This is a genomic window from Bradyrhizobium sp. Mp19, from assembly GCF_029952935.1.
GTDB lineage: Bacteria > Pseudomonadota > Alphaproteobacteria > Rhizobiales > Xanthobacteraceae > Bradyrhizobium > Bradyrhizobium elkanii.
The window spans coordinates 64,955-81,732 of sequence record NZ_JASAUT010000037.1 but is presented as its reverse complement, the minus strand read 5'-3'; the positions used below and the strand labels follow the sequence as shown (position 1 = coordinate 81,732).

Below are 16,778 nucleotides of genomic sequence, written 5' to 3'. Positions count from 1 at the left end.
TTTGTTCGTCGTCGTCTTGCTCATAACGGCCCCACCTTCTCAGGAGTTGGGGCCTCCGGCAATCCCGGGGCGGTTCAAAGTGTACAGGTCGATGTCCCAGACGCCCTGCGATCTCTTCCTGGACCTGGTTCGATCACCCGTCCGAACCCGACATCCTCAACCGCTTGCCGTGCAAGCGCATTGTCGACCCTGCTCAATGCAACCCATGGCTCGCGCAGCGCTGACTTTGAATTTCGACGAAAAAACGGCTTCCACAGCAGGCCGGTCCTCCCCTATGTCACCGAAGACATCACACGGACGCGAACGGAGTTGACGCCATCGCCGCAACTGATCTGACACGGCCGACCTCGTGCACCGCGATGTATTGGACAAATTTGGGCGGCCGCCTTGCGGCTGCGGGTCATGTAGGCCGCTTGACCACCATGGATATCTGCCCGGCCGGCGTCGTTACGAAGGCGTCGATCGAGCCCTCCTTCTTCGTCCAGTAGCCACGCCCGCTACCTAGTGGGCGACGCCGGCGCGCGCCGACCTCCGCGGTGTTTGATTTTGCTGGCCTTCAAGATGGCTTGCGAGCATAAGCGGGCACCGCGTCGGCACGGCGACGATGTCGCGTCAGTAGGTTCTTTGACTGGTTTTGCCGCGAAGCGAGCGCGAGTTCTGTCTGACGCAAAGCGTCGTGCTTCTCGCGGGGACGTTTTCTGGCACGTCAGCCGCTTCGACCCGTAGGTAAATTTCGAAACGGTACCGCTGAGAGAGGAAAGGGTGAACGCCCGCCGTAGCGGGCGCCCGGTCATGCGTATTGGGAAAGGACCCAGGTCACCGCCTTGCCGTCGTAGGGAGGCATGCGGTTGCTCTTAGCGATCGGGGCCGTCGTGCTGGGCGTGCTCTCGACCTTCCAGACTCCGCTTTCGGGGCAGATTTCCCCGGTGCGCGCTCTGGTCCCGATCGGGACACGCTTCGCTGCTGTCGTATTCATATTGTTCCTTTCGCATTCGCAGGTCGCCCCGTTGAGGCACGCTACAACTGGTCCGGCGGCCGGCGGCTTACCGGAAGGCATGGCCCTGCACCTGCCTTCATGAGATCAATCGATCGATGAAGGCTCGACCGGTAAAGCCGTTGGAGTTTTTTTCTAGAAAAGGTCGAATCGCCGCCCACCCGTAGGAACGGCGGAACTTTCACGGCGCCAGCAGGACGCCTGGGTAGTGGTCAGTTTGAAACTGACCCCGAAAGAAATCTCTTGGTTAATTCGGGAAGCGCTTAGCTATGACTCGCCCGGAACGGAACCACCGCCTACATTCGCGGTATGTGGAAGAGATTCCGGTCATTCCTTTCCGACCTTGGAAACGACGGCTTTGCCGTGGTCGGCTGGGTCGCGGCCCCTCTTTCGCTTATCTACACTCTCGCGAAGGCCTTCGCCGTGCCGATAGATTGGCTTCGCGATCTATCATACGCGTGGGCGCTGGCGCCGCTGACGGTCTGGTTTGCGCTCGCCTATGTCCGCCGATGGTTCAGGACATCAAAGAGCCTCAAGCAACAAGCTCTCCAAGGTTTCTATGTTTCGGTCGGCCCCATTATTGACCGCAAATTGCCGAAGGACATTCCAGAAAGCGAATTCGATCGGTACATCGATGAAGTGGACGCCTGGGTGAACTCATGCGCCGATTGGATCGGCAATCACATGGGTATAGCGGCGAGAGAACGTTTCCTAGACAGAACCGGAATGATGGCGGGACAATTCTTCGGAGCAATAAACAAAACGCACAATAACGCGCTCCAAAATCTCACCCGGTTTCGCCAAAACCTATTGGTTCTCATTGAGAGCGAAGCTTGGGGTTAGACCTGTTCTAGCAGCCAGCCCTGCGATTTATCCCTGATCCATTCCAGTGCTTCATGCTCGCTGGCAAAACCAAAGATGCTATCCACTTCCCCGCCGCGCCACAGGACACTAACCGAGTGGCCCTTGCCGATGGCGTACTTCCGAGCAATTTCCGCCCGCTGCTCCGGGGTCATAGAGTCCGCCCGCGCCTTACCGCCCTTCTTCCCTAGCGCGACCGCAGCCGGGTCCTTACCCTCTTCCTCTGGCGTAGGATCGCGGTCAGGCGTCTCGCCTGTCGCGATATCAAGGATCCGCTTGGCGAGTTGGTTGGGGTCTCTGGGGCGCTTGGGGGTCATGGCCGCCTCAAAAAATCGTTGCCGAAGCGATCCCGAAATTCCTCTAACTTCTCCTCGAAGCGCTCAAATCCTTCCTTCTTCATCTTGGCGGCGAATCCTACGCTTCTTGGCGTACCTTTCAGGGCTGCCCAGAAATAGTCGACCATGCCAACGGCATCCCGCTCCGTCATACGGATAATGGTCAGCCTAATGCCCTGCTTAAGGCTATTGGAGGCGGTCGGGGACACTAAAATCGGGTCAAAAACATGCTCATGGAGATAGTCCATGATCTTCTGTTCTTTGATGCCGAGCGCCTTGGTCATTTCCGCAATATGCGACGTTGACAGTCAACATACCAGTGGGGAACCTCGCCACAATCAAACTGACCCACTACCGAGGCCTGGCGAGTTGCGGAACCCGCGGGCCGCACCGACCCGGCTGCCAACTTGAGACGACGCCTGATCTCGAAGAGCGACCTTTGCGGGGCTGCAATCCAAGAAACGGGATCGATAGCGGGCGCGAGCGCATGTACATGTCGGCAGTCCCGCAAACAATCGAATGCGCGTGTGGGTGGGAACACGACCGTCGAATGCTTCTATGTCGTCGCGAAGCGCCCTGGTCTGTTCGAGGCGATTAGGAGCAGCGCATAGCGATCGCAAAACCCACGATCGCCAGAACGACCGTATCCGGGGAGACGGACAGCGCAAAACGGAATTCTTGCCACGTCCGGGAGGCAACCTCGCCATCGCATTCGGCGACAAAGGCGAACAAACGGCCAAAGGCGTCCGGCGTTTGAAGCGAAACCTGCTGTCGGCGCAGATTGGCGAGACGGGCGATGGTCTTTGACATTTCGGCGCCTTGATCCCGCACGAGCCGTTCGGGGTTGCGCGCCATTAATGCGAGGACGGGCCGTGACCCAAGACCTTCCAGCAGGACGAGCTTTCCCGTTACTGGAGTTCGCCGCTCGTCTGTACCCGCAGCAAATTTCCTCCAAGCGGAGCAAACGAACGCAGACGGCAGGTGAGCACGATGATCTGCTGGTGCCGTCCGGCCCGGCTGAGCGCGTCGAACATCATGTTGATACGTTCGTCGTCGCAATAGACCAGCGCGTCGTCCAGGATGATCGGCACGTTGCCGCCGCGTTCCGCCAGCAAGGTGCCCATGGCGAGACGAACAAGAACCGCAATCTGCTCCTGCGTACCGCCGGAGAGCCGCTTAAAACTCTCCGAACGCGCCCTTTTAAATCCAGTGATCGCGAAGCCCTCGCCCAGTTCGAGTTCCGCCCCAGGGAAGAGTTCGTTGAGATAAGGCCGCAGATGCCGCCGAACGGGCTCGTAGTAGCGCTCCCGGCCTTCGGCGAGACAGTCGCCGACGGTATCGCGCAGCAACTGAAGCATGGAGACGCGTTCCTCGATGCGCGCGTATTCGCGCTCGGCAATGCAGCGTTGTTCCTGGGCCGCGGCATACGCTTCGCCGACGCCGTCGCCGCCGGCCGCCTGAATCTGTCCGGTGAGCCGGCCGATGTCGCGCTCCAGCGACATGAGCTCGGCATTGTGGTTTTCCATGGCCTTCTCGAGCCGCGCGCATCGCAATTCGCGGCGCTCGATCTCGGCGGAGTCCGGTGCTGTCTGTTGGACGGCGGCAAGCGTGGCGGTCTTGGTCTGCTGCATGGTTTCGCATGCCGCCACTTCGGCGACGAGCGCGGCATCGCGGGCCGCGCGGTCGGCGTCGGGGCAAAGGACGAGATCCTCGACGACGCTCTTACGGACGAATTCCAGCCTTGTCGCGAGATCGGCGCGTCGCTCGACAGCGGCTTCCACTGCCTTTTGATGCTCCTGTCGGACAGCCGCGAGCTTTTCGCGTCGGGCTTCGAGCGAAGCTCGCCCCTGCTCGCAATCGAGACTCTCAGCATCGATCTCCGCCTGACCGGGCAAGGCCGCTCGGCCGGTCGTCGCAAGAACTGCGTCGATAGCCGCCTGGATTTCGGCGAGCTCGGATCTGATCACCGCGCCAGCCTTCACCGGATCCTGGCCCGCTTCCAGGCCTTTGAGCTCGGCGAGGATGCCGCGCCGGTTATGCTCGAGTTCGCGGCGGCGCGCGAGAGCCGCACGCCCCTCCGCTGCGCTTCCCACCCCTGCGGTCGCGAGGAGCGTCGACCTCTGGGCATCAAGAGCATTCCGCGTTTCGTGCCGGGGATGAAGAGCCGGCGTGACCGTGATCGTCGCGAGTTCTCCGATCGTGATCCTGGTCGGCGCCAACACGGTCGCGGCGTGACTGCCGTCGACGTCGAGCGGGCCGATCCGCACTTGGCCGACACCCGCCGGGCCCACTTCGATCGCCAACGTCGCCGCCGCCGCCGATAGCTGGGCATCTAACGACGCCAGTTGGCGGTCGAGATCGTCGATCCGATCGACGATTTCCGGATCAATGCAGACCTGCGAGATCTGGGCGTCGATTTCCGTGAGGCTGCCGGAGGCCCGTTCGAGCCCATCCAGCCGCCGATTCAATTCGTCCTTGCGCGAGGCGCGAAGCACCGCGGCGGCCAGTCGCGCGAGATGCTGCTCCCTGACGGTCAATTCCTTGGCTTCGCTCTCCATCGCCGCCGACAGCCCCGTGGTGCGCGCGAGCGACATGCGCGCCTCCTGTTCCCGCGCAAGATGCCCCGGCAGGCTTGCCCCCAAATCCGCTTCGAGGATACGGTTGCGATCGATGCGCTGGGCGATTTCGCGAATTTGGCGCAGGCGTTGAGCCGCGCCTTCTAGCGCACGCCGCGCCGACAAGGTCTCCGCTTCAAGGCTGCGGATCTCCTGATGGGCAGCCTGCGCCTCGCGCAGACCGTTTCGGGCGTCCGCAAGTTCTTGGATCATTTGTGCCAAGGCGGTCGGATCGGTCACCTCGCGATGCCGCCTCCGATAACGGGCCAGCTCCGCGAACTGCGTCTCGAGAGCGGCGACCTTCGCGCAAGCGTCTGCTTCCGATTTCTGCCGCTGCTCCAATCGTTCGCGCGCGCGCCACAAGGGGCCGTCGCTGCGCGGGGCGCGCTCGCTATCGGTCATGTTCCGCCGTATCTCGCCGGTGATCTCGTCGATCGCCGACCGCGCCCGCTCGCCGCCCACGAGCACGCCGACTTCAGATTCGATGGCGGAATTGAGAAGCGACGAGGCGCCCGAGCCCGGGACTGGCGCGCTGAAAGAAGCCCCCTGGCCGACCCACAGGAGGCCGAAGGCTCCCTCGTCGATGCTCCGTCCGCTGCCGGGTGCCATTCCCAAGATGTCCCAGATGGCCTTGTCGGCCTCGGCTGCGCGGGCAATCTCACGACCATTCTCCGTCAGCAAAGCGGAGGGAGAACGCAGAAAGCTCTTCTTGATGACGTAACGCTTGCCCTCGTGTTCGAAGTCCAGCTCAACCGTTGCGGGGAGCTGGCTGTCGTCGGATCCCAGATCCCTCAGCTCCTGGGTCTTGCTGTCGTGACGCACGAAAAGGCAGGCGCGGATGGCCTTAAAGAGCGTCGATTTGCCGACCTCGTTGCCTGCCGCCAGCACGTTGACGCCCGCTCCGAAACCATCGACGCGCGCGACGCCGCCGAACCGACCGATTCCTTCGACGGTGAGTGCGTTGATGAGCATCAGGCGGCCTCCTCGCGAGCGCGGCCGGCTGCGCGAAGATACAACTCGACGAGAGCCTCCTCGGCCCGCCGCCGCAGTTCGGGCGCGGCGGCGGAGTCGTCGACAACGTTCTTCAGTCGATCGGCGGAGCGCCGCAGCACGCCGTCAAAATCGATCGCCTCCAGATCCGCTTCCGTCGGCCGCGCCGCCAGCGAGGCCTCATCCAGGTCTAGATCGAACACCGCGGCGTCGAGATCGGTCATGCGGCGCCGGAACTCTCCGTACGCGGCCAACGGCAGGCTGCCTTCCACCTTAAGGCGCAGGATCAACCGCGATAGGTCGGCCTCCTCGCGCAGCCGCCGATCGAGATCGGCGGAAGCTTCCTCGCCGTCGATCCGCTCCGAGCGGCTGACCCACCGATAGGTGCCGGTGACGAGGCGCGTAATCGAAGGAGGTGCGCCCGGCCCCGCGATATCGACAAGGAGCGCGGTCCCCTGCTCTTGGCCGCCCGCACGATCGGGTTCAGGCGTTCTCGCATACCACGTCTTGGGACCCACTTGCAGCGTGCGATGCCAGTCGCCGAGTGCGAGATAGTCGAGGTGCGCCTTCGCCGCGCGCGCGGGATCGATCGGATTGGAGGCCTCGCCTCCGCTGCCGAAGTCGACCACCGATCCGTGCGCCAGTCCGATCCGCAGCGCGCCGGGCGGTGTCTGCGCCGCGTCCATCCACGCCGAGATGTCGTCGAATTCACTCTTGCGGTGCAGCGGCGCCGGCAGAAGGATGACGCTCTCGTCAAGCGCCGCCGGAATCGGCGCCAGATGAAGGTTGATGTTCTCGGGCAACCCGAGCTGCGCGACGCGGTCCCAGACTCCCTCCGGTCGATGTGGATCGTGGTTGCCCGGAAGCAGGTGCCAATGAACATCGACGAACGCCTTCATGCGCTCGATCGGCGCGCGCAGTGTATGGGCGCTTGGCGCCTCGCTGTCGTAGACATCGCCGGCGACCAGGACGTGCCGCACACCGTTGCCTCTCGCGTGAACGCCGAGGCGTTCGATGGCGGCGAGGCGCGCCTGCCGCAGCGTCTCCTCCTTTGCCGAACTGCTTGATTACTTTGCCGATCTGCCAGTCGGCGGAATGGATGATTCGCATGACGTGATTCCCTTTCGGCGGACGTTGACGCCGCTCTCCCTGATTAACCAGCGTTTTCGCCGCCGCTGTGGATAGCGGGCCGTCTCGAGCGACGCCGTTTGACTTCATCCTCCGCGTCGCGGCTGGCCGAGTCGCGCGCAGCTCCAAGCAGGTATTCGTGGCTGCCGAGGTTTACATTCGGCAGCGGCAGCATCTCAGCCGACGTCACCATCTGCGGAGCGCCGAGCTCGATCTGAAACAGCCTCGGCACGGCCTCGAGCGAAGCCAATCGAATGATATGGGCCAACGTCAGCGCTCCGGTCGCCGCTCCGACGAATGGCACCGCCACGCTTGCTTCGGCGAATTCGAACGTTCCGCAGCGGCCGATGTGGCGCTCCAGCTCCCGATACGCCGGACTGTCCTGGAGCATCTCCACCCTGCTTGCGGCGCCGGCCGTTGGCGCGCCCCAGAGCCCGTCGATCGCCTGGCCCTTCGCGATCGTCCTGATCTGAATTCCCTCGAAATCCCCCGGCCCGTGCCCGATGCCGGCATCGATCATGTAGGGAAATCCATGTCTGGCGAGAACGAGTCTCGGCTCCACCTTGTCCAGTCCCGACACGAGGTAGGGCGGGTCGTCCTTCGTCAAGGCGATGTCGCCGAAATGTCGTCGTTCGATGATGTCGGTCCGCCAGCCGCTCGCTTCCAGCCAGGCGGAGGCCGCTCTGGCCTTTTTGCGGCCGAGCTGTCGGCCCCCCGGCGACACCAGCAGGCTCGTCGCCTCGTTCTCCTCTGCGACGAGCTGATCGTCCTGCAGCACCGCAAGTCTCTCTCCGGAGCCGCCGAGCAGACAGAGATTCCATACGAAGGCCTGACCGAGATGGCCGAGCCCGAGCAGCCAGAGTTTGTCCGGCACGTCGAAACGCTCAGGACCGGTTTCTTCGTCCTTGGCCTCCGTCCAAGGCGACCACAACGATACCCTCTCGTCGCGCAGAAGGACGTTGCGACCGGCGACGGCGCAGGCGAATACCTGCCTGACCGCGAGCGCGCCGGCGAACGTGCCGGCGAGCGCAAGGCGCGAATCCCCGACGGCGTCGTCCGTGAACGCACGCATGCCCGCCAACCATCGATTCCACCAGCACGCGATGCTCCAGACCGCGGCGGCCGGCACGTCACCGATGCAGATGCGATGTGTCGCCCTGGGACTCGGCGCATCCGCCCGTCGCGCACCAAGCCACTGGGCGGCCGCAAGCACCGATCTGCCGACCGGCAACTTCGCGACTAACGCGGCGTCCTTGGCGGCGACGATGTTGACGCTGCCGAAGCATTTCTTGCCGGTCGCTACCGCCGTGAGCGCCGCCGCCTGCCCCGCCGGTGTCTCGATCTGGTCGTCGCCGACGACGATTTCCAGCCTGACGGAATCCAGGAGCGCTTCCGCTTCCGCAAACGATTCGACCTGCGAGGCGTCGGCGAATGCCTTGGTGATGCGCGAGCGTTTCCAGAACTTCGTCATGATCCGCCCTCCAACTTGAAGAAACGCGTGCCCTCGGCGCTGTGCGAAGCCCACCTTCCGGCGCCTAGGAATTCGTATATGCCGATCGAGCCCGGCAGTGGCCGCCCGCGCGCGAAGTTGGGCAGAATCAGTGCGAGATGGCCGACGCGCGGGATGACGGGATTGGCCTGGTCCGAGTCGCTCTGGCTGTAGCCATGCGGATGAACGTGCACGTCGGCGACCACGCCCAGCCCTCGAGACCGGCAGACCTGCCACAGCCGCGGCAACGCCGTCTGACGGATGGTCACGATGCCGGTCGCGAGCGCAGCCGGGTCGATGTCGTCGTAGAAGACGAACTCCGAAATCTCCCGGCTGCCATCCGGCCGGTGGTTTCCGAGCAAGTAGGCGCCGCTTTCGCGGCGGCCGTTCAACGTGCGGCGTTCCAGCTCGACGACCCCGGCATCCCACGCCTTGCGCCGGCACCGCAGCCTAGGCGGCGCTAGACCGAGCCAACCAAGCAGCGTGTTCCGCAACGAGCGCATAGAGATTCTCCATGATGAAGTTGATGTGACGGTCGCGCCGCCAGGCTTCGTCGGGCCTCTTCGTGGCCCAGGCGTTGTGCATAGCCGCGTGACGCTGCCACGCCCGGTAGATGCCGCCGTGCTGGCCGGGAACGTGCTCCCAGTGCTTCAAGGCATCGACCACCCCGGGAGAGCTGTTGGTTGGCGGCGCCGGTCGAGAGCGGGTCGCATGATCCCAATACTGGACGAAAGGGCCCTGTGCCGGAAAGTTGTCGCACACGAGCTGAAACTGGAAACTCGCCGTACGGCCGCCGAAGGGGTCGGTGGCCGTGACCTCGACCTCGAGCGTCGGATAGGCGTAGCGGAGAACCTTCCAGCGGCCTTCCTCGGCTCCGGCCTGAAAGCGGACGGAGCCGAGCTGATCTTCGAGCGAGCGCTGCGAGGCGGACTTCGTCTCCTCAGCCATTGCTGAAGTCCTTGAGCGTCAGGTCGACCACGAGCGTGCAGTGGCCCGGCTTGACGTACTTGCCGAGCACGTCATCGCGCGGCAGCGGCGTCTCGGCGTCGGGGAGGATCAGGTTCGCCTTCGCCGCATTCGTCGGATCGAGGTCGTAGGCGTGCTTGCTGACCGCCCACTGCAGCGCCTTGAACACCGTGGTCGAGGGCTTGAAGTGGTGCGGCTTGGAATGCTGTTCGAAGCGGACCTCGAGCTTCACCTCGTGACAGCGGTGGGCGACCACGCGGACGTGCTTGCGGCCGCGATCGTGATGTTTGAATGGCTCGTCGCGCCCGCGCTCGAAGAAATGGAAATCCTCGCCGATCGCGAGTTTTTCGCGGATCACCTCGACCAGCTCGACTTCGCCGCTCGCGGGCAAGGTCAAGATCTCGATACGATCCTCGATTTCGATCTCGACGTGGACCGCCTCTTCGACGAGGCTCCCCTCCGTCGACTGATTGTTGTGGGAATTCATGGGTTGATCTCCGTTGCCGGCGCCCCCGGTGGGCCGCCTTCAACTGACCAATCGCCGCAAGATCCGCCGACCGGTAACGGTTCGGCCGGTTATTTTTCGAAATGCTTTTCGAAGGTCCCGCCGGGCACCGGGCCGCATATGAAGAAGGCCGGGCATCTGGGACAGGTTCGGACCGATTCCTTCCTCGGGAACCGGCCAGCCCGGATCTCGTCGAAGTTTACGCCGGCGGCCGCCTTCCTGCTGGCCAAGGTCTTGGGCTTCATCGACACGGCATTGACGGCCGCATCGCTCAGGTGAACCAGATCGACGATGCAGCCAGGAAAGCTGCCCTGCGCCGCCAATACGAAAACGGCCGTGGATACTGACTCCATATCCTTGGAACCCGCATGCCCCGTCCGAACGGATCGAACATGCGTTCGCCCGTCCCGGGAGATTAACACATCGTCTGGTCTGACTACGATCTCGCCGCCAGGCACGGTCAAACGCATTTCGGCGATCGGCTGATTGTCATATCCCGATCGGGATTTTACGAAGAACGCGACAAGCTGCCTGGCTACGAGCTTGAAGTCGCCCGAATAGCCTTGGTCGTCGAGACCTTGAAGATCCCAGGCGTTCGCGAGCCGATCGTCAAGTTCGGCGGACGACGGGTCGGTCGACTCATCCTGGATGAGCCCCTCGACGACCGCGCGCACCGCTCCGTGCATCCGCATGAAGGGCGTTTCGGTCCGTCTTCCGCCGACGTCGAGCACGTGCGTGTAGAGAAAGCGCCTTGGACAGCGCTCGAATAGCCCCAGCTTGTGGTCTGTCAGCAGAATTCCGGTCGGAAATCCAACGGGGACGGGAAGATCATCCGAAGGGGCAGGAAGCGAGGAGCGCGGATCGACCGATCCGCTCTCGATCGTGCCGCCAAGTCTATCGACGAAGGCAGACCGCGTTCGCGCTCTTCCGTTGACCGTTCTGGTCGGCGAGTACAGCAGAAGACGGTCGCGGGCTCGAGATAGCGCTACGAAGAACAGGCATTCCTGCTCCTCGACGTGACCCGCCTTGACGACATCGAGGCCCGTGCCTTGACTTCCCTCCACCATCCCGTCGGGCGGCGGACACCCCCTGACATGGTTGGGCGACCTGGGAAGAGTGTCTGCGTTCATGCCCGGGATATGTACCGCGCGAAACTCGAGGCCCTTGCTGCCGTGGATCGTCATGAGTCTGACGGCATCGATGCCCCGCGCGGCGGCCGGTAATTCGCGTAGGTCCCGCTCATCCGAGAGCAGGACCAGCCGCCGGATGCGATCGAGCAGACGCCGCGCCGGCAAGCCTGCCGCAGCGGGTTGCGATCTCGCAAAATTCATGAACTGCCACATCGCGACGCCGCGAGCCCTGACCGACATCAGATCGGACGTCGAAATTCCCGCGGCGATTCTCGTCCGGTCGAGCAGAAATTTCGCGACGACGGACCAAGGATCGGACTTGGAGTCGAATCCATCAAATGCGATGCGAAGCTTCGTGAGTGCTTCCTGCCCGGCGGGCGACAGGCCCGAAATATCGACGATCCGCTCGAGCCACTCCACCGGCTGGTCATCGGCGGTCTTCAGATACTGAATGACCGCGCCGACATCCGAAAGCTCCATGCGGAATTCCGGCATGGTCGCCACGCGGACGAGGCCCATGGCCCGGCGGTCCGTCAGCATCGAGAGCAAGGACAGCAGTTCCTGGATTTCGTCCCGCTCGAACAGGCTGCCGAGGTAGAGCACCGGAACGCCGAGGCTCTCTAAGCCGGAAGCAAGCCGCCCAAGACGTTCGTTTCCCGTGCAGAGAACCGCTTGGTCCCGGTAGGAAATGCCGGCAGCCCTGTTCTCGGCAATCGCCTCGGCGACGGCCACGATCTCGTCGGGGGCGACGTCGACCGCCCGGTATTGCGGTTTGACACCGGAACGCCCCCGCTCCGCCTTCAGACCAACCTCATCACCCGCGGCGGCCTTCATGTCCCGGCTGGCGAACTCGACGAAAGTGTCGACGATCTCTTTGGTAGATCGATAATTGACCGTCAATCTGCCGCGCTTCGCCCCGGCGAAATCCTCCTTGCCGAATCGCGCCACGTTCACGGAGGAAGCGCCGCGGAACCGGTAGATGGATTGCTTGGCGTCGCCGACCACCCACAGGTTCGCGCCATCGCCGGCGATCGCCTTGAGCAGGCGTACGCTGGCACGATTCACGTCCTGGAATTCATCCACCAGGATATGGCGGTGCCGGCCACGGAGGTGCTCCAGAACCACGCCGTCGGACTCGACGAGCCGCACAGGCATAGATACGAGGTCACCGAAGTCCAAGCACTTCCGTTCGCGCTTCAAGGCTTCGTAGAAAGCGTAGACCTTGGCGACCTCTTTGCACTTCTCCGCCGCCTCGATCTGCTCCGGGGACGACGCCGCGGCGAACATGCCGTCGGCGAGTTGGGCATAGCGGGTAGCATCCGCAACCTCGTCCTTGGCGCGCGAAATCGCCGCGAGGATGTCGCTGATCTCGAATGAGGGATCCCAAAGGTTCTGATAGTGGGTCAGGTCGAGTCGAGGAAACCCGTCGGACAACAGATCGATGGCCTCCGTGCGATCCATCATGCGGGGGTTCGGCGGCAGGTCCAAGCGTTCGTAGAACCGGCGGATGATGTCCAGCCCGAACGAGTGGAAGGTACCTATCCACATCGCCGCGGCGGCCCGCGGCTGCTTCGCCGCGATCCGGTCCGCGAGTTCTCCGGCTGCCTTGTTGGAGAAAGTGAGCACGAGAATCTCGTCAGCCGGCACCTTCTTGATGTCGAGCAACCATTCGACTCTTCCGACGAGGGTCTGCGTCTTGCCGGTGCCCGGCCCGGCCTCCAGTAGAAAAGGAGAGCCCCAATGCTGCGCCGCCGCCTTCTGTTCGTCGTTGAGCGGCTTTTCTTCGCGCGGACGCACGTCGACGGTCACGGCGGGCAGCAGCAGACCGTCCAACAACTGCTGCGCCACGACGCCGAACGGAGCTCCCAGCCGCGACGCGATGGCGGACGCGCTCATGCCTTCTTCGACGTGGAGCCGCCGGGCGGCAGATCGGGGAAGAAGGAATTCGCGGCCGAACAAGTCCATTTGGACTTCGCGACGCTCGCGCCGACCGTAATCGATCACCCGGTCGGCGCCGACCGGGGCCGCCTCCGCAGGCCGCGAAGGGTCGGCTGCAAGCGAGAGGTTTTCCTCACTCGCCCCGCCAAGTTCCATGTGACCCAGTTCATGACCTACGAGGAAAGCGTTTCCGAAATCTTCGCCGGCGTCCTCGTGGAGCACGGTCAGCGCATCGGGATCCCACAACGCGAGGGCGCCACGCAGTCGGACGTCGCCCTTCGGCAGCTTTTCGACGACGATGCCACGCCTCTTCGCTTCGGCGGTCGCGAATTCGTAGGGCTTCCAGGGGTCGGCGCCGCGCGCGACGGCTTCCGAATGGAGCCGTTCCGCGGTCTGACGCGCGAGCTCGATCGAATCCATGCTATTCGGACGACGTGTAGATGTCCGCCTTCTGCTCGGGAGTGACGCCGGACGAATCGAGGAGCGCCTCGAACGTCACCTTCTCCGACGAAGCCGGCTTGGCATCGGCCTTGTAGTTAACGGCGCCTGCCACCGCTGGCGGCAGGGCGAGGTACGCGAGCAGATCGGCGACTGTGATCTGAACGGCGCGAGCGATCCGAGCCAGAAAGAGCTGAGGCACGGAGGACGCGACCACGAGGCGATCGCGAAACGCGATGAGTACTGACCTGGGAACTCGCAATCTGTCCGCCAAGGCGACGAAGGAAGCTCCTCGGAATGCGTCGAAGGGATTCGCGGAGCTACGGGTCGCGGCCGGGCCGCCACCTCGCAATTGCTTCAAGGCGCGTTGAAAAGTGTCTTCGTCCTCGACGGCGTCGGAGATTCCTCGACCTTTGATGCAGAGGCCGAGCGACAAGTCGAGCAGATCCGCGGTGTATTGAGGATAAAGAGTGAGGTAATGATCGAGCGTTGACCTGTCATGTGCGGGCTCCATGGAGAATGCGAGGAGCACCTCCTCCAAAGGCATGTCCGGTTTCAAGGTAGTCATGTCTCTTCCTCGTCAAGTGCCTGCCGGAGCACCTCGAACGCCCTCTTTCTGCGATTTCGCACGGTCTTCTCGGCACATCCGAGAATGCTGACGATATCGCGGACCCCATGCTCCTTCGATTCGATCGGATAGCCCTTCAGCAGCAACACCACGACTAGACGTAGCGGCTCCGGTAAGCGTTCAATCGCAGCATACAGCCTCGACCGGTAACCGGGATCGTCAAGTTTCGAGTCCGACATCGGATTTTGACCGGCGGCAGCCTTCTCAATCTCGGCATTCAATTCGCTCGTCTCATCGTCGTAGGTCATCGGAACCGCCCGATTCTCGCGGCGTTGAGCACTCCGCTTCGCCGTCGTCCTCGCAGCCGCTACCGCGTGATCGAAATTGACCTCCAAATAATCGAGCCGTTCCTCGTAGCCTTGACGATCCAGCATCAAAAGTTCCTCGAACCAGAACATGACGGCCTCACCGGTATCGACTTTAGTCTGAGATTCCAATGAATTTCCTTCCGGCATGTGTCCTACTTCAGGTCGTGGCAGCCTCGCCAATACCCGCCGCCTTAGCACCCTGTAGAGAGCTTCAAAGTGGTCATCGGAATTGTCGAACTTGGCCTCCCTCACCAGGTGAAGCAGGCATTCGGACGGGAGATATCCGAACTCCGTCGGATCCGATACGGAGCATCGATCGACGATCGACGCCCTCGGTTGCGAGAGCAGCCCGTCAAGGGACGCCTCGATCTCTGGGCGTCTCTGATAAAACGTTCCGTCTGCTTTAGTCTTGCGAAGTGGACGAGGCATGCGCGACTACCTGAAATTGCCGATCTGGCGTAATGCTCGCGTATAGAGATGGGATCACAGCCGTGCAATCCGATTTTGTGCTAGCCCGGGAGGCTTCTGATTATGCCACACCACTACCCGTACCAATCGGACGCCGGACCGTTCTCAAAGACAAGATCGAGAGCAGCGAATGTTAAGCGCTGCCAAAACCGCCGACTTGCCTGCACCATTCGGACCGACAAGGCAGGTGCTCGGCTCGAAAGTAACCGTCTCATCGACGAACGCACGAAAATTCCTTACGCGAACTGAGATGATTTGCATCAAGGCGCTGGTTGCAACATATAAGTACTGCAATCACATAGCACGCAGAGCCATCTGAAATAAGAGTAGCCGTAGAAAACATAACTGATTTTATGTCCGCTTGTGATTGCCTCCGGACGGAAGAAGACACGCTCGGTACGCTTCGGACAGACCTTTTTCGTTCATGGCTTCCCGATTCAGCTAGTGCTCATGCAAGTACCTGTGACCTAGCGAACAGCATGAGATACCGATAGTGCTCTACGAGAGCGAACGGAGCAAACGTATTGTAAGTGAGACGCTTGGTCCTTTCGTATGCGCCCTGCTTGTTGCCGTGCCGACCCGACGCCTTCTCGCGAAAGCGTCGCCAAAGCTTCGATCATCGGCATATCCATAAATATCCCCCATGTCGGAGCGCTGATCTATGATCGGCGGACCAAGTTGCTCTGGCCTCAGCCTGTATCGCTGGGGCGTTTCTTTCTCGTCATTTCGACCACAATCGAACCGTTGGAGCTGGGTCCTGGGCTCGTCAAGGATCAAGCTCTGGCACTGGTTGGCGCCATGAAACAGCGTGCGCTTATCGGAGGAGAGCAATAGCTGTGAACGCCTTAACCGTGGATTGGGAGAAAATCATCGCGGTTCTCATGATAGCTGCTGGGTCCGTACTCGTGCTTCTCGGCCTGATCGCAAAGAGGCGACGACGGCGTCCAGATGACAGCCAAAAAGAATAGCAATTGGCCGATAGCTCGCGATCCCGGATGGCACCGCTGCCACGCGAGCTCTCGAAGAACCGCTCGGAAACACTCAACAGCTAGCAGGGACTCGGCCGGCTCAGTTGCAAACAGCAACGCGCCCGCTTGAAATAAGAGCGCAGTGGCGTTGGCACCAGCCCCAGGAGGCTTGTGCGAGATCCTGGTGAGTCTTCACGAAACGCGCCTAAGGTTCATCAACATTGAAGGTCGCATGACTACGGGTCCGGCTTACAGGGTTGCGTCAGGGGATTTTTCCTGATGGCTCACGTCATCTTCGAAGTATTTTTTCGCTTTGAGATGGTTCTGCAAGGCAACCGGTCGATACGGGCCGAAGCTCGTGTAGTTGCGTACAGATTTCATAGCAAGCCGTTCGTAGACCGTGTTGTGAAGTCGCGCCGTATCTGGGACGTCGCGGGCCGCCTTAGACCAATGGAGCGCCCTTCCACCCATGCCGACCAAAACTCATCGTGCATCATTCCATCGGCTGATAGATAGAGCCGCAGAAGATTCCTATCGACGATGACGCGGCTAGGTTCCAGAACCCTTTCGGTAATAAACTCCACCATCGAGGAGAGCGTGATGTCCGTGCCGGAGGCGCGCTTCTTTTTGCTGTTCATGAACGCCTGAAGATCCCTTAAGCGTATTTCAAGGTCAGGTCGAAACGAACTTGGACGCGCTGGACCGTCGGGCGCATCTCCTCAGCCGTACCGCAGCGCGTCCCTCATCTCTTCTGAGGGTAACGATGTGCTGCCTGCCGTCGCGAATTCTTTCCGCCGCGGAGCCATAGCCGGTTCGGTCATTTGCGCGCGCTAGGTGACTTCAAGATGATCGACAGGTGCGATCAGTTCGCGATCGAGCCGATGCCTGCGAAACCTGCATCTTGGGCCGAAATCTGTGTCCTCAGCTCCCACCGATCGGTCGTTCGCCGTCGCCAACGATGCTGCCTCACAGCAGTCAGCGCGCATCGAATGGAGCCAGATCTCCTTGAATGATCTT

Annotated in this window: 16 protein-coding genes; 3 read left to right on the top strand and 13 right to left on the bottom strand. The window is 62.1% G+C overall.

Going from position 1 to position 16,778, the window contains the following annotated elements:
* Positions 1-336: hypothetical protein (locus tag QJT82_RS31255; protein WP_281446671.1), on the top strand; the 336-nt coding region annotated here is incomplete at its 5' end.
* Positions 337-1,303: 967 nt separating this feature from the next.
* The gene (locus QJT82_RS31250) at positions 1,304-1,837 is read left to right on the top strand and encodes a hypothetical protein (protein ID WP_018270069.1); all 534 of its coding nucleotides are present in this window, start codon (positions 1,304-1,306) and stop codon (positions 1,835-1,837) included.
* On the opposite strand, the gene QJT82_RS31245 is transcribed toward QJT82_RS31250, so the two are convergent.
* The 5 genes from QJT82_RS31245 to QJT82_RS31225 form a co-directional block, all read right to left on the bottom strand.
* Positions 1,834-2,172 (bottom strand): hypothetical protein, encoded by a 339-nt coding sequence (locus QJT82_RS31245; RefSeq protein ID WP_018270068.1) that lies wholly within the window; start codon positions 2,170-2,172, stop codon positions 1,834-1,836. The genes QJT82_RS31250 and QJT82_RS31245 overlap by 4 nt on opposite strands.
* Positions 2,169-2,474, bottom strand: coding sequence for a hypothetical protein (locus QJT82_RS31240; RefSeq protein ID WP_018270067.1), 306 nt, complete (start codon positions 2,472-2,474; stop codon positions 2,169-2,171). Before QJT82_RS31240 ends, QJT82_RS31245 begins: the two co-directional genes overlap by 4 nt.
* A gap of 310 nt (positions 2,475-2,784) precedes the next feature.
* Positions 2,785-3,045, bottom strand: coding sequence for a DUF2937 family protein (locus QJT82_RS31235; protein ID WP_028345387.1), 261 nt, complete (start codon positions 3,043-3,045; stop codon positions 2,785-2,787).
* 53 nt (positions 3,046-3,098) lie between these two features.
* Entirely contained in the window at positions 3,099-5,777 is a 2,679-nt protein-coding gene (locus tag QJT82_RS31230; protein WP_018270065.1) for an AAA family ATPase, read from the bottom strand.
* Positions 5,777-6,763: a metallophosphoesterase gene (locus tag QJT82_RS31225; RefSeq protein ID WP_240536953.1), complete on the bottom strand. Its 987-nt coding sequence runs from the start codon at positions 6,761-6,763 to the stop codon at positions 5,777-5,779. The genes QJT82_RS31230 and QJT82_RS31225 overlap by 1 nt, the downstream gene beginning before the upstream one ends.
* Between QJT82_RS31225 and QJT82_RS31220 the strand changes: the two genes are divergently transcribed.
* Positions 6,671-6,862 (top strand): hypothetical protein, encoded by a 192-nt coding sequence (locus tag QJT82_RS31220; RefSeq protein WP_240536955.1) that lies wholly within the window; start codon positions 6,671-6,673, stop codon positions 6,860-6,862. The two genes, QJT82_RS31225 and QJT82_RS31220, sit on opposite strands and share 93 nt — an antisense overlap.
* A gap of 86 nt (positions 6,863-6,948) precedes the next feature.
* Here QJT82_RS31220 and QJT82_RS31215 read toward each other — a convergent pair whose 3' ends face one another.
* The 8 genes from QJT82_RS31215 to QJT82_RS31180 form a co-directional block, all read right to left on the bottom strand.
* Entirely contained in the window at positions 6,949-8,394 is a 1,446-nt protein-coding gene (locus tag QJT82_RS31215; RefSeq protein WP_028345388.1) for a hypothetical protein, read from the bottom strand.
* Positions 8,391-8,915 carry a hypothetical protein gene (locus QJT82_RS31210; protein ID WP_196238274.1) on the bottom strand — a complete coding sequence of 175 codons (525 nt, stop codon included), beginning with the start codon at positions 8,913-8,915 and terminating at the stop codon, positions 8,391-8,393. Before QJT82_RS31210 ends, QJT82_RS31215 begins: the two co-directional genes overlap by 4 nt.
* On the bottom strand, positions 8,863-9,360 hold the full coding sequence (locus QJT82_RS31205; protein WP_028345389.1) for a hypothetical protein: 498 nt from the start codon (positions 9,358-9,360) through the stop codon (positions 8,863-8,865). Before QJT82_RS31205 ends, QJT82_RS31210 begins: the two co-directional genes overlap by 53 nt.
* Positions 9,353-9,865 carry a hypothetical protein gene (locus QJT82_RS31200; RefSeq protein WP_018270060.1) on the bottom strand — a complete coding sequence of 171 codons (513 nt, stop codon included), beginning with the start codon at positions 9,863-9,865 and terminating at the stop codon, positions 9,353-9,355. The genes QJT82_RS31205 and QJT82_RS31200 overlap by 8 nt, the downstream gene beginning before the upstream one ends.
* Positions 9,866-9,954: 89 nt before the next feature.
* The gene (locus QJT82_RS31195) at positions 9,955-13,371 is read right to left on the bottom strand and encodes a UvrD-helicase domain-containing protein (protein WP_018270059.1); all 3,417 of its coding nucleotides are present in this window, start codon (positions 13,369-13,371) and stop codon (positions 9,955-9,957) included.
* A gap of 1 nt (position 13,372) precedes the next feature.
* The gene (locus QJT82_RS31190; protein WP_018270058.1) at positions 13,373-13,957 is read right to left on the bottom strand and encodes a hypothetical protein; all 585 of its coding nucleotides are present in this window, start codon (positions 13,955-13,957) and stop codon (positions 13,373-13,375) included.
* Positions 13,954-14,472, bottom strand: coding sequence for a hypothetical protein (locus tag QJT82_RS31185; protein WP_141382005.1), 519 nt, complete (start codon positions 14,470-14,472; stop codon positions 13,954-13,956). The genes QJT82_RS31190 and QJT82_RS31185 overlap by 4 nt, the downstream gene beginning before the upstream one ends.
* 1,666 nt (positions 14,473-16,138) lie before the next feature.
* Entirely contained in the window at positions 16,139-16,399 is a 261-nt protein-coding gene (locus tag QJT82_RS31180; RefSeq protein WP_018270056.1) for a hypothetical protein, read from the bottom strand.
* Positions 16,400-16,778 lie beyond the last annotated feature (379 nt).